This window comes from Pseudomonas sp. MDT2-39-1 (assembly GCF_054898085.1).
In genome coordinates this window covers 3,198,529-3,222,545 of record NZ_CM142716.1, presented here as the reverse complement: position 1 = coordinate 3,222,545, position 24,017 = coordinate 3,198,529, and the positions used below count along the sequence as shown (strand labels likewise).

Genomic DNA, 24,017 nt, shown 5'->3' with positions numbered 1-24,017 from the left:
GGGACTGCTGTTGAAACTGCTGATTCTCGATCGTGACGGGGTGATCAATTACGACTCCGACGCGTACATCAAGTCGGTGGAGGAGTGGATTCCGCTCCCCGGTTCGATCGAAGCCATCGCGCAGTTGAGCAAGGCCGGCTGGACGGTGGCGGTCGCCACCAACCAGTCGGGCATCGCTCGCGGCTATTACGACATCGCAACCCTGGACGCCATGCACGAGCGCTTGCGCGCATTGGTGGCGGAGCAGGGCGGCGAGGTCGGGCTGATCGTCTACTGCCCGCACGGGCCGGACGACGGCTGCGACTGCCGCAAGCCAAAACCCGGGATGTTGAAAACCATCGCCGCACATTACAACGTATCGCTGAACCATCTATGGTTCGTCGGCGATACCCTTGGTGACCTGGAAGCCGCCAAAGCCGTCGATTCTCAGCCAGTTTTGGTTAAGACCGGGAAAGGTGAAAAGACTCTGGGCAAGACCCTACCGGTGGGGACCTTGATTTTTGACGATCTTGCGGCGATTGCCGCAGAACTTATCCACAATTAGAGTGCTTCTGATATTCCTGGCCAAGGATTGATCGGGGGTGCGCTTTATACAGACGGGCAGAGCCCGCACGGTAAACGTCACCATGTCGATACTGCAGGCCATCAGAACGTTCCTCTTTTATCTGTTGCTGGGCACCAGCTCTTTGCTTTGGTGCAGCCTGAGCTTTTTTATCGCGCCGTTTCTGCCATTCAAGGCACGCTATCGCTTCATCAACGTGTACTGGTGTCGCTGCGCCTTGTGGCTGAGCAAAGTGTTCCTGGGCATCCGCTACGAAGTGAAGGGCGCCGAGAACGTGCCTGAGCAGCCTTGCGTGATTCAGTCGAACCACCAGAGCACCTGGGAGACATTCTTCCTCTCTGCTTACTTCGAGCCGTTGAGCCAGGTGCTCAAGCGCTCATTGCTGTTTGTCCCGTTCTTCGGCTGGGCCATGGCCATGCTACGACCGATCGCCATCGACCGCGGCAATCCAAAAGCTGCGCTCAAGCATGTGGCGAAGAAGGGCGATGAACTGCTGAAGGATGGCGTCTGGGTGCTGATCTTCCCTGAAGGGACGCGAGTTCCTTATGGCACCATCGGCAAGTTCTCACGCGGTGGCACCGCGTTGGCGGTCAACGCCGCACTTCCAGTGCTGCCGATTGCGCACAATGCCGGCAAGTTCTGGCCGAAAACCGGTTGGGCGAAGAAACAGGGCGTCATCACCGTGATCATCGGAGAGCCGATGTACGCCGTGGGAAGTGGGCCGCGCGCCATTGCCGATCTGAATGACCGCGTGCAGAGCTGGAACGAGCAGATGCAACAGGAAATGGGCTCGATTCCGCCCGCTCCGCAAACGCCGACTGCCAGTGATCAGATAGCTGTCTGAAATTCTGTGGATAACCTGTGTACCGTTTTGCTGAAAACTAACGATTTTTGATTTTATCTTTATGATTTATATACATATTTCTTAAACACATAAAACTTGGAAAATGGTGCATAAGTTTTTTTCGGGCGCAAAAAAACCGGCTGATATAGCCGGTTTTTTTATGCCCGTGATTGCTGTTTCATAAGTTAAACAACAGCACGGTTTAACTGCTTCCAGAGCTATTACACGGACAATAAAAAAGGCCAACGCTGAGCGTTGGCCTTTTTCATTTGGGCAGGTTTTCTGGATCAGAAGTCCAGGTTGGATACCGCCAGGGCGTTGCTTTCGATGAAGTCACGGCGAGGTTCGACCGCATCACCCATCAGGGTGTTGAAGATCTGGTCTGCGCCAATGGCGTCTTCGATGGTCACTTTGAGCATCCGGCGCTGGCTTGGGTCCATGGTGGTTTCCCACAGCTGATCCGGGTTCATTTCGCCCAGACCTTTGTATCGCTGGATGGTGTGACGCTTGGTGCTTTCAGCCATCAGCCATTCAAGGGCTTCCTTGAACTCGGTCACCGGCTTTTTGCGCTCGCCACGCTGGATGTACGCGCCGTCGTCCAGCAAGGTGCTTAGTTGAGCGCCCAGGGATACAACGGTTTTGTAATCGTTGCTGCCGAAGAAGTCGCGGTTGAAGGTGACGTAGTTCGACAGGCCGTGGGAGATCAGTTCGACCTCTGGCAGCCAGACGTTACGTTCACGGTCTTCACGCAGGCTGGCTTTGTAGACCAGGCCGGACTTCTCGACGGTGCGCAGGCGAACTTCGTACTGGGCCATCCAGGCCTGCATCGCTGCGTGATCGGACAATTGCTCCAGGCTGACGGCTGGCAGGTAGATGAAGTGCTCGGTCAGTTCCTGTGGGTACAGACGCGACAGACGCTTGAGGGTCTTCATCACCAGACGGAAGTCGTTCACCAGACGCTCGAGCGCTTCACCGGAGATACCCGGGGCTTCTTCGTTCAGGTGCAGGCTCGCGTCTTCCAGGGCCGATTGCGTCATGTACTCTTCCATGGCGTCGTCGTCTTTGATGTATTGCTCTTGCTTGCCTTTCTTGACCTTGTACAGCGGCGGCTGAGCGATGTAGATGTAACCGCGCTCGATCAGCTCCGGCAACTGACGGAAGAAGAAGGTCAGCAGCAGGGTACGGATGTGCGAACCGTCGACGTCAGCATCGGTCATGATGATGATGTTGTGATAACGCAGCTTGTCGATGTTGTACTCGTCGCGGCCGATGCCGCAGCCCAGCGCGGTGATCAAGGTGCCCACTTCCTGGGAAGAGATCATCTTGTCGAAGCGCGCCTTCTCGACGTTCAGGATCTTGCCCTTGAGCGGCAGGATGGCCTGGGTGCGGCGGTTACGTCCCTGCTTGGCGGAGCCGCCAGCAGAGTCACCTTCCACGAGGTACAGTTCGGACAGGGCAGGGTCTTTTTCCTGGCAGTCAGCCAGTTTGCCCGGCAGGCCGGCGATATCCAGCGCGCCTTTGCGACGGGTCATCTCACGCGCTTTACGCGCCGCTTCACGAGCGCGGGCCGCGTCGATCATTTTGCCGACGACCAGTTTGGCTTCGTTCGGGTTTTCCAACAGGAAGTCGGAGAAATACTTGCCCATTTCCTGTTCGACCGCGGTCTTCACTTCGGAAGAAACCAACTTGTCTTTAGTCTGGGAGCTGAACTTCGGATCCGGCACTTTTACCGAGATGATCGCGGTCAGGCCTTCACGGGCATCGTCACCGGTGGTGGCGACTTTATGCTTCTTCGCCAGACCTTCAGCTTCAATGTAGGTGTTCAGGTTACGCGTCAGTGCGGAACGGAAACCCACCAGGTGAGTACCGCCATCGCGCTGCGGAATGTTGTTGGTGAAGCACAACAGGTTCTCGTTGAAACTGTCGTTCCACTGCAGGGCGATTTCCACGCCGATGCCGTCTTCGCGCTGGATGTTGAAGTGGAACACTTGGTTGACCGGAGTCTTGTTGGTGTTCAGGTATTCAACGAACGCACGCAGGCCACCTTCGTACTTGAACAGCTCTTCCTTGCCGCTGCGTTCATCCTTGAGGACGATACCGACACCAGAGTTGAGGAAGGACAGTTCACGAATACGCTTGGCCAGGATGTCCCAGCTGAAGTGGATGTTCTTGAAGGTCAGATCGGATGGTTTGAAGTGGATCTGGGTGCCGGTGGTTTCGCTCTCGCCGACGATTTTCATCGGTTCTTTCGGAACACCGTGAATGTAGGTCTGTTCCCAGATCTTGCCGCTGCGGCGCACCGTGAGAACAAGCTCTTCGGACAGGGCGTTCACCACCGACACACCTACACCGTGCAGGCCGCCGGATACTTTGTAGGAGTTGTCGTCGAACTTACCGCCGGCGTGCAGCACGGTCATGATGACCTCGGCTGCCGAAACGCCTTCTTCTTTGTGCACGTCTACCGGGATGCCACGACCGTTGTCGCGAACGGTGATGGACTCATCCGGGTGGATAATGATGCTGATGTCGTCGCAGTGGCCAGCGAGTGCTTCATCGATGGAGTTGTCGACTACCTCGAAGACCATGTGGTGCAGACCGCTACCATCGTCGGTGTCACCAATGTACATACCGGGACGTTTGCGTACGGCATCCAGGCCTTTCAGCACCTTAATGCTCGTTGAGTCGTAGGTATTCGTATTTTCTTCGCTCAATGCCTTCACTCCCGATGGTCGTGGGTCTGGGTGATACGGCCCTGTTCCACGTGGAACAGAGCGACTGGCGTTTCCGTCTGCCAGCCTTCCCTCAATAATTCTTGATCTACACAGGTGATAAACACCTGGCAGCGTAAGTCTTCCAACAAGCGGCAAAGCGCGCGACGGTGGTGCTCGTCCAGTTCGGACGGCAGGTCATCCACCAGATAAATACACTGGCCGCGTCGGGCCTGGCTCACCAAGTGCCCTTGGGCAATCCGCAATGCACAGACCACCAACTTTTGCTGACCACGGGACAAGATGTCCGCGGCGTTATGTGCGCCCAATCTAAGACGCAAATCAGCACGTTGTGGTCCGGCCTGGGTATGACCCATTTGCTGATCCCGCTGAAGGGACCCAGCGAGCACTGCACTCAGTTCGCGGTCTTTGTCCCAACCTCGGTAATAGCTGAGCGTTAAGCCCTCGAGCTCAACCAGTTCGCTCAAGGTCTGTTCAAAGACTGGTTTCAAGGCTTTGATGTAAGCGCGGCGGTATTCATCTATTTCAGCGCTGGCCTGGCACAGTTCCCTGTCCCAAACCGCTTGCGAAACGGCGTCAAGTGTACCATGCCGCAGCCAAGAGTTTCTCTGGCGCAGGGCCTTCTGCAAGCGCTGCCACGTGGACATGAATCGCGGTTCCACGTGGAACACGCCCCAGTCGAGAAACTGCCGACGAATCTTCGGTGCGCCCTCCAGCAAGCGGAAGCTATCCGGGTTAATCAACTGAAGTGGCAGGATCTCTGCCAGCTGCGCGGCGCTGCGGGCGTTCTGGCCGTCGATGCGGATCTGGAACTCACCCTGCCGGTCGCGAGATATCCCCAAAGCACTGTGGCCACCCTCGGCCAACTCAACCTGCCCAAACACCGTGCATGCCAATTGCTCGTACTGAATGACGGGCAACAGACGGGTGCTACGAAACGAACGGGCAAGCCCCAGCAGGTGAATGGCTTCCAGAACACTGGTTTTGCCGCTGCCGTTGGCGCCGTAAAGAATATTGATTCGGGGGGAGGGGGAGATGGTCACCGGGTGCAGATTGCGCACCGCGGTGACCGAGACGCGACTTAAGGACATCTAGCTTCTGCTGAGCATGATTACAAACGCATCGGCATAACAACGTAGGCCGAGTCATCGTTGTCGGACTCTTGCACCAGCGCGCTGCTGTTGGAGTCGGACAGGATCAGGCGAACCTGCTCGGTGGTCATCACACCCAGCACGTCGAGCAGATAACTCACGTTGAAGCCGATTTCCAGATTGCCGCCGTTGTATTCAACGCCCACTTCTTCTTCCGCTTCCTCCTGCTCCGGGTTGTTCGCCTGAATTTTCAACTGGCCGTTAGCCAGTTGCAGACGGATGCCGCGGTACTTCTCGTTGGACAGAATCGCGGTGCGGCTGAAGGCTTCACGCAGGGCCTGACGATCGCCAAGTACCAGTTTGTCGCCGCCTTTTGGCAGAACGCGCTCGTAATCAGGGAATTTGCCGTCGACCAGCTTCGAAGTGAAGGTGAACTCGCCGGTAGTGGCACGGATGTGGTGTTGACCCAGCACGATGCTGACGATGCCGTCCGGCTCGGTCAGCAGGCGCGCTAGCTCAAGGATACCCTTGCGCGGCACGATGACCTGGTGGCGATCCGGCTGACCGATGTCGGCCTGCATCGAGCACATGGCCAGACGGTGACCGTCGGTGGCCACGGCGCGGATGATCCCGGCCGAGACTTCCAGCAGCATGCCGTTCAGGTAGTAACGCACGTCCTGCTGGGCCATGGCGAAGCTGGTGCGTTCGATCAGACGACGCAGTTTGCTCTGCTCCAGGCTGCAAGTCAGCGAGCCTGGGCCTTCTTCAACTGTCGGGAAATCGTTGGCCGGCAGAGTCGACAGGGTGAAGCGGCTACGACCGGCCTTCACCACGAGCTTTTGCTCGTCGACCTTGATGTCGATCAGCGCGTCATTCGGCAAGCTCTTGCAGATGTCCATCAGCTTGCGCGCAGGCACGGTGATGGAACCCGGATCCGCAGGCTCTTCAAGTTGCACACGACCGACCAGCTCGACTTCCAGGTCGGTACCGGTCAGCGACAGTTGCTGGCCTTCGACAACCAGCAGCACGTTGGAGAGCACCGGCAAGGTCTGTCGGCGCTCGACGACGCCTGCGACCAGTTGCAGGGGTTTCAACAGGGCTTCGCGTTGAATGGTGAAATGCATGGTCTCGTCCCTTGCCTTAATAAGCTGCGCTGGTGTTCATCAAGTGGTCAGTGTACGCAGCAGGTTCTTGTAGTCCTCGCGGATGTCCGCGTCGGATTCCTTGAGTTCGTTGATCTTGCGGCAGGCGTGCAAAACAGTCGTGTGGTCTCGGCCGCCAAACACGTCACCGATTTCCGGCAGACTGTGGTTAGTCAACTCTTTGGACAACGCCATTGCAACCTGACGCGGACGAGCTACCGAGCGTGAACGACGCTTGGACAGCAGATCGGAGATCTTGATCTTGTAGTACTCGGCGACCGTGCGCTGAATGTTATCCACAGAGACTAGTTTGTCTTGCAGCGCCAACAGGTCTTTCAGGGATTCGCGAATCAGCTCGATGGTGATGTCGCGGCCCATGAAGTGAGAGTGGGCGATGACGCGTTTGAGCGCGCCTTCCAGCTCACGGACGTTGGAGCGAATGCGCTGGGCAATAAAGAACGCCGCATCGTGTGGCAGATCGACTTTGGCCTGGTCGGCCTTTTTCATCAAGATGGCGACGCGGGTTTCCAGCTCCGGCGGCTCGACGGCGACCGTCAGGCCCCAACCGAAACGGGATTTGAGCCGCTCTTCAAGGCCTTCGATTTCTTTCGGGTAGCGGTCACTGGTGAGAATGACCTGCTGGCCACCTTCAAGCAGGGCGTTGAAGGTATGGAAAAACTCTTCCTGGGAACGTTCCTTGCGGGCGAAGAACTGAATGTCATCGATCAGCAATGCATCCACCGAACGGTAGAAGCGCTTGAACTCGTTGATCGCGTTCAGTTGCAGCGCCTTGACCATATCGGCCACGAAGCGCTCGGAATGCAGGTACACGACCTTGGCATTCGGGTTCTTCTTTAATAGATGGTTACCCACCGCGTGCATCAAGTGGGTTTTACCCAAGCCAACGCCACCATAAAGGAAGAGCGGGTTGTAACCGTGCTTGGGGTTGTCCGCCACTTGCCAGGCCGCAGCCCGTGCCAGTTGGTTGGACTTGCCCTCGACGAAGTTTTCAAAGGTGAAGGTGCGGTTCAGGTAGCTGGTGTGCTTGAGCGCACCTTCGACCTGCACCGTGCGCTGTTCGGCGCGAATCGGGGCCTGTTGCGAACTGGCACCGGCCATCGGGTCGAAGCTGTCACGAGAAGGCTCTTCATTAACCTCGGCAATTTTTTGCGTCGAACGCTTGGCCGGGGCGGCTACCGAGGATGGCACCGGAGCGCTGGCAGGTGCATGAGCGGCCTGAGCCTGTGAGGCAGCGGCGGCCAACGGTGCATTCGGCGCCGCACGGGGTGCCGAACTGCGTTTGCTGCCTATTAATAAGGAGAGCGCAGGCGCCATGCCATTGCCATGCTCATCCAGCAGCTCAAGGACGCGGCCCAGGTACTTTTCGTTGACCCAGTCGAGAACAAAACGATTCGGTGCGTAGACACGCAACTCGTCGCCTTCGGCTTCGACCTGTAGTGGACGGATCCAAGTGTTGAATTGTTGGGCAGGCAGCTCATCGCGCAAAAGCTCCACGCACTGCTGCCAAAGTTCCACTGACACGGATATCCCCTAAGTTGAAAGCCGGTGAGGCAAAAACAAGCGGCCATTGTAGCGGCCAGACGTCCACTTATCCACATGCAGGTTGCGCACAGGGCATGAATTATCAAGGCGTTAACCACAAAAAAGACGACCAATGGTATGTGCATAAGCTCTGTGGATAACCCCCCATGAGGGCACTGGACAAGTGGGGGTGAAACTCGGTGGATAACCTGCCTGTGGATAACTACCCATTCCACACACAGCTTATCCGACAGCGCAGCACAGGCTGACCACCGTTTTCCACCGTAGTTGTCATTCTCTGTACAGCACGAGATAGAAGGGCTAAAGGTAGTTATCCACAGATGATCGCGTCCCTAGCTTTTATAAGCATTACAGAAAAGCTTTAAATAACTTCCTTCTTTATTTCTATATCTAGCGAAGGACCTGCGGACAGGAAAACGCTTGGAGATCTATTTATAAGGAAACGCTGGTTGGAAATTGACCTAGAGGCTTGCTTTCTCTAGAATCCCCGGTCTCTTAAAACGGGGGCCATTCCGGCCCGTTGTGGACGAACCAGGTAACACGACAATGAAACGTACTTTCCAACCAAGCACTATCAAACGCGCTCGTACCCACGGTTTCCGTGCTCGCATGGCTACCAAAAACGGTCGTGCCGTCCTGTCGCGTCGTCGCGCCAAAGGTCGTGCGCGTCTGGCAGTTTGATAATCCGGCACTGGAGGTGAGTCAGGACTTCAGTCGGGAAAAGCGTCTGCTTACTCCCCGGCATTTCAAGGCAGTCTTTGACTCCCCTACCGGCAAGGTTCCGGGGAAAAATCTCCTGCTCCTTGCGCGCAATAACGATCTTGATCACCCCCGTCTCGGGCTGGTTATCGGGAAAAAGAGCGTAAAGCTCTCCGTCGAGCGCAATCGCCTCAAACGTCTGATGCGCGAATCGTTCCGTCTGCACCAGGATTCACTGGTCGGCTGGGATATTGTTATCGTCGCGCGCAAAGGTTTGGGGGACGTAGAAAACCCCGAATTGATTCAGCATTTCGGCAAACTCTGGAAGCGTCTGGCACGCAGCACGCCAGTACCAGCAGTCAAAACCGAAACTGTAGGGGTAGACAGTCCCGATGCGTAAACTGGCACTCGTTCCGATCCAGTTTTATCGCTATGCCATTAGTCCTCTGATGGCCAGTCACTGTCGCTTCTACCCCAGTTGTTCCTGCTACGCGTATGAAGCCATAGAAAATCATGGCCTTCTGCGCGGTGGCTGGCTGGCCTTTCGTCGTTTAGGTCGCTGTCATCCGTGGAATCCCGGTGGTTATGACCCGGTTCCATCTATCCCTACCTCCCGTTCTTCTTCGATGGCCGAGTAATCATGGATATCAAACGCACGATCCTGATCGTCGCCCTGGCAATCGTGTCCTACGTTATGGTTCTTAAATGGAACCAGGACTATGGCCAGGCTGCCCTGCCGACTCAGAATGTTGCTTCCAGCACTACCGCACCGGGTCTACCGGATACGGCGACTGGCAATAATGCTTCTGTCAGTGACGACATTCCACGCGCCGCAAGCGAAACCAGTGCCGTTGCACCTGCTGATGCCCCAGTGGCTGCAAGCAAAGACCTCATCCAGATCAAAACGGATGTGCTCAACCTGGCTGTCGATCCACAAGGAGGTGATGTTGCCCAGTTGACGCTGCCGCTGTATCCACGTCGCCAGGACCATCCGGACATTCCATTCCAGCTGTTCGATAACGGCAACGAACGGACTTATCTGGCTCAGAGCGGTTTGATCGGCACCAACGGTCCGGACGCAAATCCTGCCGGTCGTCCGGTTTACTCCTCGGAGAAGAAGGTTTACCAGCTGGCTGACGGTCAGGACCAATTGGTCGTAGACCTGAAGTTCAGCAAGGACGGCGTCAACTACATCAAGCGTTTCACCGTGAAACGTGGCCTGTATGACGTAACCGTTTCCTACCTGATCGATAACCAGAGCGCTCAGCCCTGGTCCGGTGCAATGTTTGCGCAGTTGAAGCGTGACGCCAGCTCCGATCCTTCTTCCAGCACTGCCACCGGCACCGCGACTTATTTGGGCGCCGCCCTGTGGACAAGTAACGAGCCGTACAAGAAAGTGTCGATGAGCGACATGGACAAGGCTCAGTTGAAAGAAACCGTGAACGGTGGTTGGGTTGCCTGGTTGCAGCACTACTTCGTGACCGCGTGGATTCCAGCGAAGGGCGAAAACAACGTCGTCCAGACCCGTAAAGACAGCAAAGGCAACTACATCATTGGCTACACCGCCCCGGCGATGACTGTCGCGCCAGGTGCAAAAGCCGAGACCAGCGCCGTTCTGTACGCCGGTCCGAAAAGCCAGGCTGTGTTGAAAGAGTTGTCCCCAGGTCTGGAACTGACCGTCGACTACGGCATTCTGTGGTTCATTGCCCAGCCAATTTTCTGGCTGCTGCAACATATCCACGCGCTGATCGGCAACTGGGGCTGGTCAATCATCTTCCTGACCATGCTGATCAAAGGGATCTTCTTCCCGCTGTCGGCAGCCAGCTACAAATCCATGGCTCGTATGCGTGCAGTGGCACCGAAACTGGCCGCGCTGAAAGAGCAACACGGCGACGATCGGCAGAAAATGTCGCAAGCCATGATGGAGCTGTACAAGAAAGAGAAGATCAATCCGCTGGGTGGTTGCTTGCCAATCCTCGTGCAGATGCCGGTTTTCCTTTCGCTGTACTGGGTTCTGCTGGAAAGCGTTGAAATGCGCCAAGCGCCGTTCATGCTGTGGATTACTGACCTGTCGATCAAGGATCCGTTCTTCATTCTGCCGATCATCATGGGTGCAACCATGTTCATCCAGCAGCAGTTGAACCCGACTCCTCCGGATCCGATGCAGGCCAAGGTGATGAAGTTGATGCCAATCATCTTCACCTTCTTCTTCCTGTGGTTCCCGGCTGGTCTGGTGCTGTACTGGGTTGTGAACAACGTTTTGTCGATCGCCCAACAGTGGTACATCACTCGTAAAGTCGAAGCGGCTACCAAAGCAGCTGCCTGATTTACACTGTGAATAACCACTCAGAACGCCCCCTAGTGGGGCGTTTTGCTATCTGTCACTTTTGTCTGGATACCGGTTTATGAGCGTTCCTCGTGAAACCATCGCAGCTGTCGCCACCGCTCAAGGTCGCGGCGGTGTGGGCATCGTCCGTATTTCCGGGCCATTGGCGAGCATTGCCGCCAAGGCGATCAGCGGTCGCGAGCTGAAACCCAGATTTGCCCACTACGGCCCGTTTCTCAATGAAAACGAAGAGGTGCTGGACGAAGGCATCGCGCTGTATTTCCCGGGACCGAACTCCTTCACCGGCGAAGACGTGCTTGAACTGCAGGGTCACGGCGGGCCAATCGTTTTGGACATGCTGCTCAAACGTTGCCTGGAACTGGGCTGCCGTCTGGCACGGCCAGGTGAATTCAGTGAGCGTGCTTTCCTCAATGACAAGCTCGATCTGGCCCAGGCGGAGGCCATCGCCGACTTGATCGAGGCAAGTTCTGCACAGGCTGCTCGAAACGCGCTGCGTTCGTTGCAGGGCGCCTTCTCCCAGCGTGTGCATAACCTCACCGAGCAGTTGATTGGCCTGCGCATCTACGTCGAGGCAGCCATCGATTTCCCGGAAGAAGAAATCGACTTCCTGGCCGACGGCCACGTACTGGCGATGCTCGACAAAGTTCGCGATGAATTATCCACAGTGCTTCGTGAAGCCGGGCAAGGTGCCTTGCTGCGCGATGGGATGACCGTGGTCATTGCCGGCCGGCCGAATGCCGGCAAGTCCAGCCTGCTGAATGCCTTGGCCGGTCGGGAAGCCGCGATCGTGACTGAGATTGCCGGCACCACCCGAGACATTCTTCGCGAACATATCCACATCGATGGCATGCCGTTGCACGTGGTCGACACTGCCGGTCTGCGGGATACCGATGACCAGGTGGAAAAAATCGGAGTCGAGCGGGCGTTGAAAGCCATCGGCGAGGCAGATCGCGTTCTGTTGGTTGTCGATGCGACCGCTCCTGAGGCACTTGATCCGTTCGCGTTATGGCCGGAATTCCTCGAAATCCGCCCGGATCCGGCCAAAGTCACGCTGATTCGTAACAAGGCAGACCTGACCGGTGAAGCCATTGCCCTGGAGGTCAGTGATGATGGCCACGTCACCATCAGCCTGAGTGCCAAGTCTGCAGGCGATGGCCTGGAATTGCTGCGCGATCACCTCAAGGCCTGCATGGGCTACGAGCAGACCTCGGAAAGCAGCTTCAGTGCACGCAGGCGTCACCTTGAGGCGTTGCGTCATGCCAGCGCATCCCTTGAGCATGGCCGTGCACAGCTGACATTGGCGGGGGCTGGTGAGTTGTTGGCCGAAGATTTACGTCAGGCTCAGCACTCTTTGGGTGAAATCACCGGTGCATTCAGCTCCGATGACCTGTTGGGACGCATCTTTTCCAGCTTCTGTATTGGTAAATAGTCCTTCCGTTGTCCACAGACAGGCCATTCGCGCCTGTCTGTTCCCTCCCTTCTCTTAAATCTTTCTCCAGTGCCGAGCAGATTCTTTCTGCTTGAGCGGATTTTCCGTGTGCGGAATTTGCTCGATCAGCGCTTTTCTGTGGATTAAGCCCTGTGAGTAACTGCCACTAAGGGCAGTTGATAACAGGGCCTGAAAACTGAAGATAACCACCACTGTGGATAACCACCACTTTAATCCACAGGCTTAAACCGGTTATCCAAGGGACTCCTTGGCACATGACCACAGGGTTTTGAATCTCTGTACACATTGAATATAAAGGTCCGTAGAGATCTATCCACAGAAATGTTCCTCAGTAGAAATAAACATAAAAACAAAGATTTAATAAATTTCTCTCTTTTTAATTTCTATAACCTCGACTTCTCCACAGCTGGTTAAATTTTGTGCAAAGGGTTCTTTAGGAAGGGCGAAGTCCCTATACTTGCCGACCAGGTATAGAAACCTGAGCTCAAACTATTCTTGATTACCTAACTGAAGCAGGCACGAGGTGCGTGGTGGATTTCCCTTCCCGTTTTGAAGTGATCGTCATCGGCGGCGGTCATGCCGGTACCGAGGCAGCACTGGCCTCAGCACGTATGGGTGCAAAAACCCTGTTGCTGACGCATAACGTGGAAACCCTCGGTGCCATGAGCTGCAACCCCGCCATTGGCGGGATCGGTAAAAGCCATCTGGTCAAGGAAATCGATGCCCTTGGCGGCGCGATGGCCATGGCCACCGACAAAGGTGGTATTCAATTTCGCGTGTTGAACAGCCGCAAAGGCCCGGCCGTGCGAGCCACTCGCGCTCAGGCCGACCGGGTTCTGTACAAGGCTGCTGTCCGCGAAGCATTGGAAAACCAGCCGAACCTGTGGATATTTCAACAAGCCGCTGATGACCTGATCGTCGAACAGGAACAAGTGCGCGGTGTTGTCACCCAAATGGGCCTGCGTTTCTTCGCGGATTCAGTGGTGTTGACCACCGGCACCTTCCTCGGTGGACTTATCCACATCGGCATGCAGAATTATTCCGGCGGCCGCGCCGGCGATCCGCCATCGATCGCCCTGGCTCACCGTTTGCGTGAATTGCCGCTGCGCGTTGGTCGTTTGAAAACCGGTACACCACCGCGTATCGACGGTCGTACTGTGGATTTCTCGGTCATGACCGAGCAGGCCGGCGATACACCGATCCCGGTGATGTCGTTCATGGGTTCCAAAGAGCAGCACCCGAAACAGGTCAGCTGCTGGATTACCCACACCAACGCCCGCACCCACGAAATCATTGCCGCCAACCTTGATCGTTCGCCGATGTATTCCGATGCAGGGTTGATCGAAGGCATCGGCCCGCGTTATTGCCCGTCGATCGAAGACAAGATCCACCGCTTTGCCGACAAGGAAAGCCACCAGGTCTTCATCGAACCGGAAGGCTTGACCACTCACGAGCTGTACCCGAACGGGATATCCACATCCTTGCCGTTCGACGTGCAATTGCAGATCGTGCAATCGATCCGTGGCATGGAAAACGCCCACATTGTTCGTCCGGGCTACGCCATCGAGTACGACTACTTCGACCCGCGTGACCTGAAGTACAGCCTCGAAACCAAAGTCATCGGCGGTCTGTTTTTCGCCGGGCAAATCAACGGCACCACCGGTTACGAAGAAGCCGGCGCCCAGGGTTTGCTGGCCGGTGCCAACGCTGCACTGCGTGCGCAGGGCAAAGACGCCTGGTGTCCGCGTCGCGATGAGGCGTACATCGGTGTGTTGGTCGACGACTTGATTACCCTCGGTACTCAAGAGCCGTACCGAATGTTCACATCCCGCGCCGAGTACCGCCTGATCCTGCGTGAAGACAACGCCGACCTGCGCCTGACCGAAAAAGGTCGCGAGCTGGGTCTGGTGGATGACGCGCGTTGGGCGGCGTTCTGCACCAAACGTGAAAGCATCACCCTGGAAGAACAACGCCTGAAAAGTACCTGGGTCCGCCCGGGCACCGAGCAGGGCGATGCGATTTCCGAGAAGTTCGGCACGCCGCTGACCCATGAATACAATTTGCTCAATCTGCTGAGCCGTCCGGAAATCGACTACGCTGGTCTGATCGCCGTGACCGGTGGCGGCGCTGAAGATCCACAAGTCGCCGAGCAGGTCGAAATCAAGACCAAATACGCGGGTTATATCGATCGTCAACAGGATGAAATCGCCCGTCTGCGGGCCAGCGAAGACACAAAACTGCCTGTGGATATCGATTACACGAACATTTCCGGTCTCTCCAAAGAGATCCAGAGCAAGCTCGGTGCGACCCGTCCAGAGACCTTGGGCCAGGCGTCGCGTATCCCGGGCGTAACGCCGGCAGCGATTTCGCTGTTGATGATTCATTTGAAAAAACGCGGCGCGGGCCGTCAGTTGGAGCAAAGCGCTTGAGTTCGTTGGTCACCTCGCAACATGCAGAAGAGTTATCCACAGGTGCTCGCCAGCTCGGTGTCACGCTGACAGAAGCCCAGCACGCGCAGCTGCTGGGTTACCTGGCCCTGTTGATCAAATGGAACAAGGCTTACAACCTAACCGCAGTGCGCGATCCGGATGAAATGGTTTCCCGTCACTTGCTCGATAGTTTGAGCGTGATGTCGTTCGTCGAAAACGGTCGCTGGCTGGACGTTGGCAGCGGCGGTGGCATGCCGGGAATTCCGTTGGCCATTCTGTTTCCAGAGTCGCAAGTGACCTGTCTGGACAGCAACGGCAAGAAAACCCGCTTCCTGACCCAGGTCAAACTCGAACTCAAACTGGATAACCTGCAAGTTCTCCACAGCCGTGTCGAAGCGTTCCAGCCTGCCCAGCCATTCAATGGGATCATTTCCCGGGCGTTCAGCAGCATGGAAAACTTCAGTAACTGGACTCGCCACCTCGGCGACGCCGATACACGCTGGCTGGCAATGAAGGGCGTTCATCCGGCCGATGAGCTGGTAGCATTGCCGGCAGACTTCCACCTCGATAGCGAACACGCCCTGGCCGTACCTGGTTGCCAAGGCCAACGCCATCTGCTGATACTGCGCCGCACGGCATGATTGGGAACACAAGCAAGAATGGCTAAGGTATTCGCGATAGCGAACCAGAAAGGTGGTGTGGGTAAAACCACCACCTGCATCAACCTCGCAGCTTCCCTGGTCGCTACCAAGCGCCGGGTGCTGTTGATCGATCTCGATCCACAGGGCAACGCCACCATGGGTAGCGGTGTGGATAAACACGGGCTGGAAAACTCGGTCTACGACTTGCTGATTGGCGAGTGCGACCTGGCCCAGGCCATGCACTACTCCGAGCACGGTGGTTACCAGCTGTTGCCGGCCAACCGCGACCTGACCGCGGCCGAAGTGGTTCTGCTGGAAATGCAGATGAAGGAAAGCCGTCTGCGCAGTGCGCTGGCGCCGATCCGTGAAAACTACGATTACATTTTGATCGACTGCCCGCCGTCGCTGTCGATGCTCACATTGAACGCATTGGTCGCGGCTGACGGGGTAATTATCCCCATGCAGTGCGAGTACTTCGCGCTCGAAGGTTTGAGCGACCTTGTGGATAACATCAAGCGCATCGCTGAATTGCTCAACCCGAACCTGAAAGTCGAAGGCCTGTTGCGGACCATGTATGACCCGCGCCTGAGCCTGATGAACGACGTATCGGCGCAGCTCAAGGAACACTTCGGCGAGCAGCTGTACGACACCGTCATCCCGCGCAACATCCGCTTGGCCGAAGCGCCAAGCTATGGCATGCCGGCGCTGGCGTACGACAAATCATCGCGGGGCGCCATTGCCTATCTGGCATTGGCCGGCGAGATGGTTCGCCGTCAACGCAAAAACTCACGCACCGCCGCTGCTCAGGCAACTTAAGGAATCCCCATGGCCGTCAAGAAACGAGGTCTCGGACGTGGACTGGATGCACTGCTGAGTGGTTCGACTGTCAGCTCGCTGGAAGAACAAGCGGTGCAGGCCGATCAGCGTGAGCTGCAGCACCTGCCCCTGGACCTGATCCAGCGCGGCAAGTACCAGCCGCGTCGGGACATGGACCCACAGGCGCTGGAAGAGCTGGCACAGTCGATCAAGGCTCAGGGTGTGATGCAGCCGATCGTGGTTCGTCCGATCGGCAACGGTCGCTTCGAAATCATCGCTGGCGAACGCCGTTGGCGCGCCAGCCAGCAGGCTGGTCAGGAGACCATCCCGGCGATGGTTCGCGATGTGCCGGATGAAACCGCGATCGCCATGGCGCTGATCGAGAACATCCAGCGTGAAGACCTCAATCCGATCGAAGAAGCCGTGGCCTTGCAGCGTTTGCAGCAGGAATTCCAGCTGACACAGCAACAAGTGGCCGAAGCCGTGGGCAAATCACGCGTCACCGTGGCCAACCTGCTACGCTTGATCGCGTTGCCGGAAGTCATCAAAACCATGCTGTCGCACGGCGACCTGGAAATGGGTCATGCCCGTGCTTTGCTCGGTTTACCGGAGAATCAACAGGTTGAAGGGGCGCGACATGTTGTCGCACGGGGGCTGACAGTGCGCCAGACTGAGGCACTGGTTCGCCAGTGGTTGAGTGGCAAACAGGAGCCTGCTGAACCGGTTAAACCGGACCCGGATATTGCTCGACTCGAACAGCGCCTGGCTGAGCGCCTAGGCTCTGCGGTGCAGATCCGCCACGGGAAAAAGGGGAAGGGGCAGCTGGTGATCGGTTACAACTCCCTCGATGAGCTTCAAGGTGTGCTTGCACACATCCGCTGAAACATTTCCTCATGTAGCGAGCAGGTGGAAATCACTACCTGACAGTTGAATAGGGGCAGAACCGCCCCTATACTCTGCGCGCATTTTGTCGGCACAAATTATGCCAAGTTATTGAATTCTGGCAGCCGATCATTGGGGAGCAAAAACGATGGAGAGCCGCACGCCAAACCGCTTGCCGTTCCATCGCCTGGCAGTTTTTCCGGTCTTACTGGCTCAATTTGTCGTTTTGGTACTGGCCGCTTTGGCGCTCTGGTACTGGCATGGAGTCGTAGCCGGGTACTCAGGACTCTGCGGAGGCCTGATAGCCTTGCTGCCCAATGTTTATTTCGCTCACAGGGCATTTCGGTTTTCCGGCGCCCGAGCAGCTCAAGCCATCGTCCGGTCTTTTTATGCCGGCGAGGCGGGCAAACTGATTTTGACGGCAGTGCTCTTTGCATTGACGTTCGCAGGTGTGAAGCCATTGGCGCCGCTAGCTGTATTCGGCGTCTTCGTGTTGACCCAACTGGTCAGCTGGTTCGCGCCCCTGCTGATGAGAACAAGACTTTCGAGACCTTAGGGCGTTTGAGGCAACCATGGCAGAAACAACCGCTTCGGGCTATATCCAGCACCACTTGCAGAACCTGACCTTCGGGCAGCACCCAACTGGCGGGTGGGGTTTTGCCCACACCGCAGCAGAAGCCAAAGAAATGGGCTTCTGGGCTTTCCACGTCGATACGCTCGGCTGGTCGGTCGCGTTGGGTCTGATCTTCGTTCTTCTTTTCCGCATGGCGGCAAAGAAGGCGACTACGGGTGTACCTGGTGCTTTGCAGAACTTCGTTGAAGTATTGGTCGAATTCGTCGATGGCAGCGTGAAAGACAGCTTCCATGGCCGTAGCCCGGTGATTGCACCGCTGGCACTGACCATCTTCGTCTGGGTCTTCCTGATGAACGCCGTCGACCTGATCCCGGTCGACTGGATTCCTCAGCTGGCCATCCTGATCACTGGCGATGCGCACATTCCGTTCCGTGCCGTATCGACCACTGACCCGAACGCTACCCTGGGCATGGCCCTGTCGGTGTTCGCGTTGATCATTTTCTACAGCATCAAGGTCAAGGGCATCGGCGGCTTCATCGGCGAACTGACCCTGCACCCGTTCGGCAGCAAGAATATCTTTCTTCAAGCCCTGCTGATTCCGGTGAACTTCCTGCTGGAGTTCGTGACGCTGATCGCCAAGCCTATCTCCCTGGCACTGCGTCTGTTCGGCAATATGTACGCCGGCGAACTGGTCTTCATTCTGATTGCTGTGATGTTCGGCAGCGGTCTGCTCTGGCTTAGCGGCCTGGGCGTAGTTCTGCAGTGGGCGTGGGCTGTGTTCCACATCCTGATCATCACCCTGCAGGCGTTTATCTTCATGATGCTGACCATCGTTTACCTGTCGATGGCGCACGAAGAAAACCATTAAGACCAGTCTCGACTGGTCTGATGTCCCACTCGGTGAAACGAGTGGGTGCCCGAACAGGGCTATGAAACGATTTGTTTTACCGCTTTAAAATCTAAAAAACCTAAACCATACGACGTAAAAGTCGGGAGGAAAGATGGAAACTGTAGTTGGTCTAACCGCTATCGCTGTTGCACTGTTGATCGGCCTGGGCGCACTGGGTACCGCAATTGGTTTCGGCCTCTTGGGCGGCAAGTTCCTGGAAGGCGCAGCGCGTCAGCCAGAAATGGTTCCAATGCTGCAAGTTAAAATGTTCATCGTTGCCGGTCTGCTCGACGCCGTGACCATGATCGGTGTTGGTATCGCTCTGTTCTTCACCTTCGCGAACCCATTCGTTGGTCAACTCGCTGGCTAATTACTCGAACCTTCGAGTAATTGGTGTGATGTGCAACGAACGAGCGAGGTGTTGGCGTGAACATTAATGCAACCCTGATTGGCCAGTCCGTTGCGTTCTTCATTTTTGTACTGTTTTGCATGAAGTTCGTGTGGCCTCCGGTCATCGCGGCTTTGCACGAACGTCAGAAGAAGATCGCGGATGGACTGGACGCTGCCGCCCGAGCAGCTCGCGACCTGGAGCTGGCCCAAGATAAAGCGGGTCAGCAACTGCGCGAAGCAAAAGCTCAGGCAGCCGAAATCATTGAGCAAGCCAAGAAACGCGGTAACCAGATCGTTGAAGAGGCTGTTGAAAAAGCCCGTATCGACGCTGACCGTGTGAAGGTTCAGGCTCAGGCCGAGATCGAGCAGGAACTGAACAGTGTCAAAGACGCGCTGCGTACCCAACTGGGTAGCCTGGCAGTCTCCGGCGCCGAGAAGATCCTGGGTTCCACAATCGATCAAAACGCGCACGCGGAGCTGGTAAACAAACTGGCTGCTGAAATTTAAGCGAGGGCGATCATGGCAGAATTGACCACGTTGGCCCGACCTTACGCTAAGGCAGCCTTCGAGCACGCCCAGGCCCACCAGCAACTGGCCTCTTGGTCAGCCATGCTCGGCCTGGCTGCAGCAGTGTCGCAAGACGACACTATGCAGCGCGTGCTCAAGGCCCCGCGACTGACGAGCGCAGACAAGGCCGCCACGTTTATTGACGTGTGCGGCGACAAGTTTGATGCCAAGGCACAGAACTTCATTCACGTCGTTGCCGAAAACGACCGTCTCCCGCTGTTGCCGGAGATTGCCGCTCTGTTTGACCTGTACAAGGCCGAACAAGAGAAATCGGTAGACGTTGAAGTGACCAGTGCTTTTGCATTGAACCAAGAACAGCAAGACAAACTCGCCAAGGTTCTCAGTGCACGACTCAACCGGGAAGTGCGCCTGCAAGTCGAGGAAGACAAATCCCTTATTGGGGGCATTGTCATCCGCGCCGGCGACCTGGTTATCGATGGCTCGGTTCGCGGCAAACTCGCGAGCCTTGCCGAAGCATTGAAATCTTGAGTTTGAAGGGGCAGCAGAGCAATGCAGCAACTCAATCCTTCCGAAATAAGTGAAATTATCAAGGGCCGCATCGACAAGCTCGATGTGACCTCCCAAGCCCGTAACGAAGGCACTGTCGTCAGCGTATCTGACGGTATCGTGCGGATTCACGGTCTGGCCGACGTCATGTACGGCGAGATGATCGAGTTTCCGGGCGGCGTCTTCGGTATGGCTCTCAACCTGGAGCAAGACTCTGTAGGTGCCGTTGTATTGGGCTCTTACCAGACTCTGGCTGAAGGCATGAGCGCCAAGTGCACTGGCCGCATCCTCGAAGTTCCGGTTGGTAAGGAACTGCTGGGTCGCGTAGTCGACGCACTGGGTAACCCTGTTGACGGCAAAGGTCCGCTGAACAACACCGAGACCGATGCGGTCGAGAAAGTTGCTCCAGGCGTGATCTGGCGTAAGTCGGTAGACCAGCCTGTACAGACTGGCTACAAGGCTGTCGATGCCATGATCCCTGTCGGCCGTGGCCAGCGTGAGCTGATCATCGGTGACCGTCAGATCGGTAAAACCGCTCTGGCGATCGACGCGATCATCAACCAGAAAGACAGCGGCATTTTCTGCGTCTACGTAGCAATCGGTCAGAAACAATCGACCATCGCTAACGTTGTTCGCAAGCTGGAAGAAAACGGCGCACTGGCTAACACCATCGTCGTGGCCGCGAGCGCTTCGGAATCTGCAGCACTGCAATTCCTGGCACCGTACTCCGGTTGCACCATGGGTGAATTCTTCCGCGACCGCGGTGAAGACGCGCTGATCGTTTATGACGATCTGTCCAAGCAAGCAGTGGCTTACCGCCAGATTTCCCTGCTGCTGCGCCGTCCACCAGGCCGTGAAGCTTACCCAGGCGACGTGTTCTATCTCCACTCCCGTCTGCTGGAGCGCGCATCCCGCGTTTCGGAAGAGTACGTAGAGAAGTTCACCAACGGCGCAGTGACCGGCAAAACCGGTTCCCTGACCGCACTGCCGATCATCGAAACCCAGGCTGGCGACGTTTCCGCGTTCGTTCCGACCAACGTGATTTCCATCACCGACGGTCAGATCTTCCTGGAATCGGCCATGTTCAACTCCGGGATCCGTCCTGCTGTGAACGCCGGTGTTTCGGTATCCCGTGTGGGTGGTGCCGCTCAGACCAAGATCATCAAGAAGCTCTCCGGTGGTATCCGTACCGCTCTGGCTCAGTACCGTGAACTGGCGGCATTCGCCCAGTTCGCTTCTGACCTGGACGAAGCGACCCGTAAGCAACTTGAGCATGGTCAGCGCGTTACCGAGCTGATGAAGCAGAAGCAATACGCACCAATGTCGATCGCTGACATGGCGCTGTCGCTGTATGCCGCTGAGCGTGGGTTCCTGACTGACGTCGAAATCGCCAAGATCGGCAGCTTTGAACAAGCGCTGATTGCTTTCTTCAACCGCGATCACGCCGATTTGATGGCGAAGATCAACGTGAAGGGTGACTTCAATGACGAAATCGACGCTGGCCTGAAAGCCGGTATCGAGAAGTTCAAGGCCACCCAAACCTGGTAAGCCGCAGCGGGAGCCGCAAGGCTCCCGCTTGCTAACCTGATAGGTGTTACATGGCAGGCGCAAAAGAGATTCGCAGTAAGATTGCGAGCATCAAAAGCACGCAAAAGATTACCAGCGCCATGGAAAAAGTGGCGGTCAGCAAAATGCGCAAGGCACAAATGCGCATGTCGGCTAGCCGTCCTTATGCGGAGCGCATCCGCCAGGTTATTGGCCATCTGGCCAACGCCAACCCGGAATATCGCCACCCGTTCATGATCGACCGTGAAGTAAAGCGCGTCGGTTACGTCGTGGTGAGCAGTGACCGTGGTCTGTGTGGTGGCTTGAACACCAACCTGTTCAAGGCCTTGGTCAAGGACATGGCGGTAAACCGCGATAACGGCGTCGAGATCGATCTGTGTGTTGTTGGTAGCAAGGGTGCGGCTTTCTTCCGCAACTTCGGCGGTAACGTCGTAGCAGCTATCAGCCACTTGGGTGAAGAGCCGTCGATCAATGACCTGATCGGCAGCGTCAAGGTGATGCTGGATGCCTACCTGGACGGCCGTATTGACCGCCTGTCCGTGGTGTCCAACAAGTTCATCAACACCATGACGCAATCGCCTACCGTGGAGCAGTTGATTCCACTGGTGGCAACCCCGGAACAGGAACTCAAGCACCACTGGGATTATCTGTACGAACCGGACGCCAAAGAGCTGCTTGACGGCTTGATGGTCCGTTACGTGGAGTCGCAGGTCTACCAGGCGGTGGTCGAGAACAACGCGGCTGAACAGGCTGCGCGGATGATCGCGATGAAGAACGCTACCGACAACGCCGGTGATTTGATCAGCGATTTGCAGCTGGTCTACAACAAGGCGCGTCAGGCTGCGATCACCCAAGAGATCTCGGAAATCGTCGGCGGCGCTGCCGCGGTTTAACGGTTCAAATATTCAGAGGATCCAGCTATGAGTAGCGGACGTATCGTTCAAATCATCGGCGCCGTTATCGACGTGGAATTTCCACGCGACAGCGTACCGAGCATCTACAACGCGCTGAAAGTAGTGAGCGCGGCTGAAACCACCCTCGAAGTTCAGCAACAGCTGGGCGACGGCGTGGTTCGTACCATTGCGATGGGTTCCACCGAAGGCTTGAAGCGCGGTCTGGAAGTCACCGACTCTGGCGCTGCCATTTCCGTACCGGTCGGTAAAGCGACGCTGGGCCGGATCATGGACGTACTCGGCAACCCGATCGACGAAGCTGGCCCGATCGACACCGAAGAGCGCTGGGGCATTCACCGTCCTGCGCCAACCTTCGCTGAACAAGCGGGCGGCAACGACCTGCTGGAAACCGGCATCAAGGTTATCGACCTGGTTTGCCCGTTCGCCAAGGGTGGTAAAGTCGGTCTGTTCGGTGGTGCCGGTGTAGGCAAAACCGTAAACATGATGGAACTGATCCGTAACATCGCCATCGAGCACAGCGGTTATTCCGTGTTCGCCGGTGTGGGTGAGCGTACTCGTGAGGGTAACGACTTCTACCACGAGATGAAGGATTCCAACGTTCTGGACAAAGTGGCACTGGTTTACGGTCAGATGAACGAGCCGCCGGGTAACCGTCTGCGCGTAGCACTGACCGGCCTGACCATGGCCGAGAAGTTCCGTGACGAAGGTAACGACGTTCTGCTGTTCGTCGACAACATCTATCGTTACACCTTGGCCGGTACTGAAGTATCCGCACTGCTGGGCCGTATGCCTTCCGCAGTAGGTTACCAGCCGACCCTGGCCGAAGAGATGGGTACTCTGCAAGAGCGTATCACTTCGACCAAAAACGGTTCGATCACCTCGATCCAGGCGGTATACGTACCGGCGGATGACTTGACTGACCCGTCGCCAGCGACCACCTTCGCCCACTTGGACGCCACCGTCGTTCTGTCCCGTGACATCGCTTCCCTGGGTATCTACCCAGCGGTCGATCCACTCGACTCGACTTCGCGCCAGCTGGACCCGAACGTAATCGGCCAGGACCACTACGACACCGCTCGCGGCGTACAGTATGTTCTGCAACGTTACAAAGAACTGAAGGACATCATTGCGATCCTGGGTATGGACGAGCTGTCGGAAGCCGACAAGCAGTTGGTAAACCGTGCTCGTAAGATCCAGCGTTTCTTGTCGCAGCCGTTCTTCGTGGCTGAAGTCTTCACTGGTGCATCGGGTAAATACGTTTCCCTGAAAGACACCATTGCTGGCTTCAAAGGCATCCTCAACGGTGACTACGACCACCTGCCAGAACAAGCGTTCTACATGGTCGGCGGCATCGAAGAAGCGATCGAGAAAGCCAAGAAACTGTAATCCCGGCGCCCGGCAACGGGCGCTAATTT

The 24,017-nt window shown here is 56.5% G+C and carries 23 protein-coding genes; 19 read left to right on the top strand and 4 right to left on the bottom strand.

What is annotated here, in order from left to right; all coding sequences use genetic code 11:
- Positions 1-4 precede the first annotated feature (4 nt).
- Both gmhB and ACYZTM_RS15330 read left to right on the top strand, forming a co-directional pair.
- Positions 5-544 (top strand): D-glycero-beta-D-manno-heptose 1,7-bisphosphate 7-phosphatase, encoded by a 540-nt coding sequence (gmhB, locus tag ACYZTM_RS15335; RefSeq protein ID WP_165557421.1) that lies wholly within the window; start codon positions 5-7, stop codon positions 542-544.
- Between the two features lie 82 nt (positions 545-626).
- Positions 627-1,406, top strand: a complete 780-nt coding sequence (locus ACYZTM_RS15330) for a lysophospholipid acyltransferase family protein (RefSeq protein ID WP_131059043.1) — start codon at positions 627-629, stop codon at positions 1,404-1,406.
- A gap of 287 nt (positions 1,407-1,693) precedes the next feature.
- On the opposite strand, the gene gyrB is transcribed toward ACYZTM_RS15330, so the two are convergent.
- From gyrB to dnaA, 4 genes are read right to left on the bottom strand one after another with little or no spacing between them, the layout of a single operon-like run.
- Complete coding sequence (gyrB, locus tag ACYZTM_RS15325) at positions 1,694-4,117, bottom strand: DNA topoisomerase (ATP-hydrolyzing) subunit B (protein ID WP_131059042.1); 2,424 nt, start codon at positions 4,115-4,117, stop codon at positions 1,694-1,696.
- 5 nt (positions 4,118-4,122) lie between these two features.
- The gene (recF, locus tag ACYZTM_RS15320) at positions 4,123-5,226 is read right to left on the bottom strand and encodes a DNA replication/repair protein RecF (RefSeq protein WP_461983260.1); all 1,104 of its coding nucleotides are present in this window, start codon (positions 5,224-5,226) and stop codon (positions 4,123-4,125) included.
- A gap of 20 nt (positions 5,227-5,246) precedes the next feature.
- Positions 5,247-6,350, bottom strand: a complete 1,104-nt coding sequence (dnaN, locus tag ACYZTM_RS15315; RefSeq protein WP_017341709.1) for a DNA polymerase III subunit beta — start codon at positions 6,348-6,350, stop codon at positions 5,247-5,249.
- A 39-nt stretch (positions 6,351-6,389) separates the two neighbouring features.
- A complete protein-coding gene (gene dnaA, locus ACYZTM_RS15310; RefSeq protein ID WP_461983257.1) occupies positions 6,390-7,910 on the bottom strand; it encodes a chromosomal replication initiator protein DnaA in 1,521 nt (506 codons plus the stop codon).
- Between the two features lie 567 nt (positions 7,911-8,477).
- Between dnaA and rpmH the strand changes: the two genes are divergently transcribed.
- From rpmH to atpD, 17 genes are all read left to right on the top strand, one after another.
- Positions 8,478-8,612 carry a 50S ribosomal protein L34 gene (gene rpmH / locus ACYZTM_RS15305; protein WP_003213577.1) on the top strand — a complete coding sequence of 45 codons (135 nt, stop codon included), beginning with the start codon at positions 8,478-8,480 and terminating at the stop codon, positions 8,610-8,612.
- A 16-nt stretch (positions 8,613-8,628) separates the two neighbouring features.
- On the top strand, positions 8,629-9,030 hold the full coding sequence (rnpA, locus tag ACYZTM_RS15300; RefSeq protein ID WP_027926203.1) for a ribonuclease P protein component: 402 nt from the start codon (positions 8,629-8,631) through the stop codon (positions 9,028-9,030).
- A complete protein-coding gene (gene yidD, locus ACYZTM_RS15295; RefSeq protein WP_074872215.1) occupies positions 9,023-9,268 on the top strand; it encodes a membrane protein insertion efficiency factor YidD in 246 nt (81 codons plus the stop codon). The genes rnpA and yidD overlap by 8 nt, the downstream gene beginning before the upstream one ends.
- Positions 9,269-9,270: 2 nt before the next feature.
- The gene (gene yidC, locus ACYZTM_RS15290) at positions 9,271-10,956 is read left to right on the top strand and encodes a membrane protein insertase YidC (RefSeq protein WP_461983255.1); all 1,686 of its coding nucleotides are present in this window, start codon (positions 9,271-9,273) and stop codon (positions 10,954-10,956) included.
- Between the two features lie 79 nt (positions 10,957-11,035).
- Complete coding sequence (gene mnmE, locus ACYZTM_RS15285; protein ID WP_131059038.1) at positions 11,036-12,406, top strand: tRNA uridine-5-carboxymethylaminomethyl(34) synthesis GTPase MnmE; 1,371 nt, start codon at positions 11,036-11,038, stop codon at positions 12,404-12,406.
- Positions 12,407-12,957: 551 nt separating this feature from the next.
- Positions 12,958-14,856 (top strand): tRNA uridine-5-carboxymethylaminomethyl(34) synthesis enzyme MnmG, encoded by a 1,899-nt coding sequence (mnmG, locus tag ACYZTM_RS15280; protein ID WP_461983253.1) that lies wholly within the window; start codon positions 12,958-12,960, stop codon positions 14,854-14,856.
- Positions 14,853-15,497 (top strand): 16S rRNA (guanine(527)-N(7))-methyltransferase RsmG, encoded by a 645-nt coding sequence (rsmG, locus tag ACYZTM_RS15275; RefSeq protein WP_461983251.1) that lies wholly within the window; start codon positions 14,853-14,855, stop codon positions 15,495-15,497. Before mnmG ends, rsmG begins: the two co-directional genes overlap by 4 nt.
- A gap of 18 nt (positions 15,498-15,515) precedes the next feature.
- Entirely contained in the window at positions 15,516-16,313 is a 798-nt protein-coding gene (locus ACYZTM_RS15270; protein WP_008155709.1) for a ParA family protein, read from the top strand.
- 9 nt (positions 16,314-16,322) lie between these two features.
- Positions 16,323-17,195 (top strand): ParB/RepB/Spo0J family partition protein, encoded by an 873-nt coding sequence (locus ACYZTM_RS15265; protein WP_461983249.1) that lies wholly within the window; start codon positions 16,323-16,325, stop codon positions 17,193-17,195.
- A 148-nt stretch (positions 17,196-17,343) separates the two neighbouring features.
- Positions 17,344-17,751 carry a F0F1 ATP synthase subunit I gene (locus tag ACYZTM_RS15260; protein ID WP_007948092.1) on the top strand — a complete coding sequence of 136 codons (408 nt, stop codon included), beginning with the start codon at positions 17,344-17,346 and terminating at the stop codon, positions 17,749-17,751.
- A 16-nt stretch (positions 17,752-17,767) separates the two neighbouring features.
- Complete coding sequence (gene atpB / locus ACYZTM_RS15255) at positions 17,768-18,637, top strand: F0F1 ATP synthase subunit A (protein WP_131059034.1); 870 nt, start codon at positions 17,768-17,770, stop codon at positions 18,635-18,637.
- Positions 18,638-18,770: 133 nt separating this feature from the next.
- Positions 18,771-19,028 carry a F0F1 ATP synthase subunit C gene (gene atpE / locus ACYZTM_RS15250; RefSeq protein ID WP_002555987.1) on the top strand — a complete coding sequence of 86 codons (258 nt, stop codon included), beginning with the start codon at positions 18,771-18,773 and terminating at the stop codon, positions 19,026-19,028.
- Positions 19,029-19,084: 56 nt separating this feature from the next.
- On the top strand, positions 19,085-19,555 hold the full coding sequence (locus ACYZTM_RS15245) for a F0F1 ATP synthase subunit B (RefSeq protein ID WP_131059033.1): 471 nt from the start codon (positions 19,085-19,087) through the stop codon (positions 19,553-19,555).
- A gap of 12 nt (positions 19,556-19,567) precedes the next feature.
- On the top strand, positions 19,568-20,104 hold the full coding sequence (locus ACYZTM_RS15240) for a F0F1 ATP synthase subunit delta (RefSeq protein ID WP_109626976.1): 537 nt from the start codon (positions 19,568-19,570) through the stop codon (positions 20,102-20,104).
- 21 nt (positions 20,105-20,125) lie between these two features.
- Positions 20,126-21,670, top strand: coding sequence for a F0F1 ATP synthase subunit alpha (gene atpA / locus ACYZTM_RS15235; protein WP_131059032.1), 1,545 nt, complete (start codon positions 20,126-20,128; stop codon positions 21,668-21,670).
- Between the two features lie 50 nt (positions 21,671-21,720).
- Entirely contained in the window at positions 21,721-22,581 is an 861-nt protein-coding gene (atpG, locus tag ACYZTM_RS15230; RefSeq protein ID WP_461983246.1) for a F0F1 ATP synthase subunit gamma, read from the top strand.
- Positions 22,582-22,608: 27 nt separating this feature from the next.
- On the top strand, positions 22,609-23,988 hold the full coding sequence (atpD, locus tag ACYZTM_RS15225) for a F0F1 ATP synthase subunit beta (RefSeq protein ID WP_008155715.1): 1,380 nt from the start codon (positions 22,609-22,611) through the stop codon (positions 23,986-23,988).
- The last annotated feature ends 29 nt before the right edge of the window (positions 23,989-24,017 follow it).

Excerpts from the sequence above, each read along its gene's own strand:
- atpE (WP_002555987.1), top strand. The coding sequence starts at position 18,771 with ATGGAAACTGTAGTTGGTCTAACCGCTATCGCTGTTGCACTGTTGATC.
- yidD (WP_074872215.1), top strand. The coding sequence starts at position 9,023 with ATGCGTAAACTGGCACTCGTTCCGATCCAGTTTTATCGCTATGCCATT.
- mnmE (WP_131059038.1), top strand. The coding sequence starts at position 11,036 with ATGAGCGTTCCTCGTGAAACCATCGCAGCTGTCGCCACCGCTCAAGGT.
- atpA (WP_131059032.1), top strand. The coding sequence starts at position 20,126 with ATGCAGCAACTCAATCCTTCCGAAATAAGTGAAATTATCAAGGGCCGC.
- atpD (WP_008155715.1), top strand. The coding sequence starts at position 22,609 with ATGAGTAGCGGACGTATCGTTCAAATCATCGGCGCCGTTATCGACGTG.
- rpmH (WP_003213577.1), top strand. The coding sequence starts at position 8,478 with ATGAAACGTACTTTCCAACCAAGCACTATCAAACGCGCTCGTACCCAC.
- recF (WP_461983260.1), bottom strand. The coding sequence starts at position 5,226 with ATGTCCTTAAGTCGCGTCTCGGTCACCGCGGTGCGCAATCTGCACCCG.
- atpB (WP_131059034.1), top strand. The coding sequence starts at position 17,768 with ATGGCAGAAACAACCGCTTCGGGCTATATCCAGCACCACTTGCAGAAC.
- yidC (WP_461983255.1), top strand. The coding sequence starts at position 9,271 with ATGGATATCAAACGCACGATCCTGATCGTCGCCCTGGCAATCGTGTCC.
- ACYZTM_RS15330 (WP_131059043.1), top strand. The coding sequence starts at position 627 with ATGTCGATACTGCAGGCCATCAGAACGTTCCTCTTTTATCTGTTGCTG.
- ACYZTM_RS15265 (WP_461983249.1), top strand. The coding sequence starts at position 16,323 with ATGGCCGTCAAGAAACGAGGTCTCGGACGTGGACTGGATGCACTGCTG.
- ACYZTM_RS15260 (WP_007948092.1), top strand. The coding sequence starts at position 17,344 with ATGGAGAGCCGCACGCCAAACCGCTTGCCGTTCCATCGCCTGGCAGTT.
- atpG (WP_461983246.1), top strand. The coding sequence starts at position 21,721 with ATGGCAGGCGCAAAAGAGATTCGCAGTAAGATTGCGAGCATCAAAAGC.
- ACYZTM_RS15240 (WP_109626976.1), top strand. The coding sequence starts at position 19,568 with ATGGCAGAATTGACCACGTTGGCCCGACCTTACGCTAAGGCAGCCTTC.
- dnaN (WP_017341709.1), bottom strand. The coding sequence starts at position 6,350 with ATGCATTTCACCATTCAACGCGAAGCCCTGTTGAAACCCCTGCAACTG.
- ACYZTM_RS15270 (WP_008155709.1), top strand. The coding sequence starts at position 15,516 with ATGGCTAAGGTATTCGCGATAGCGAACCAGAAAGGTGGTGTGGGTAAA.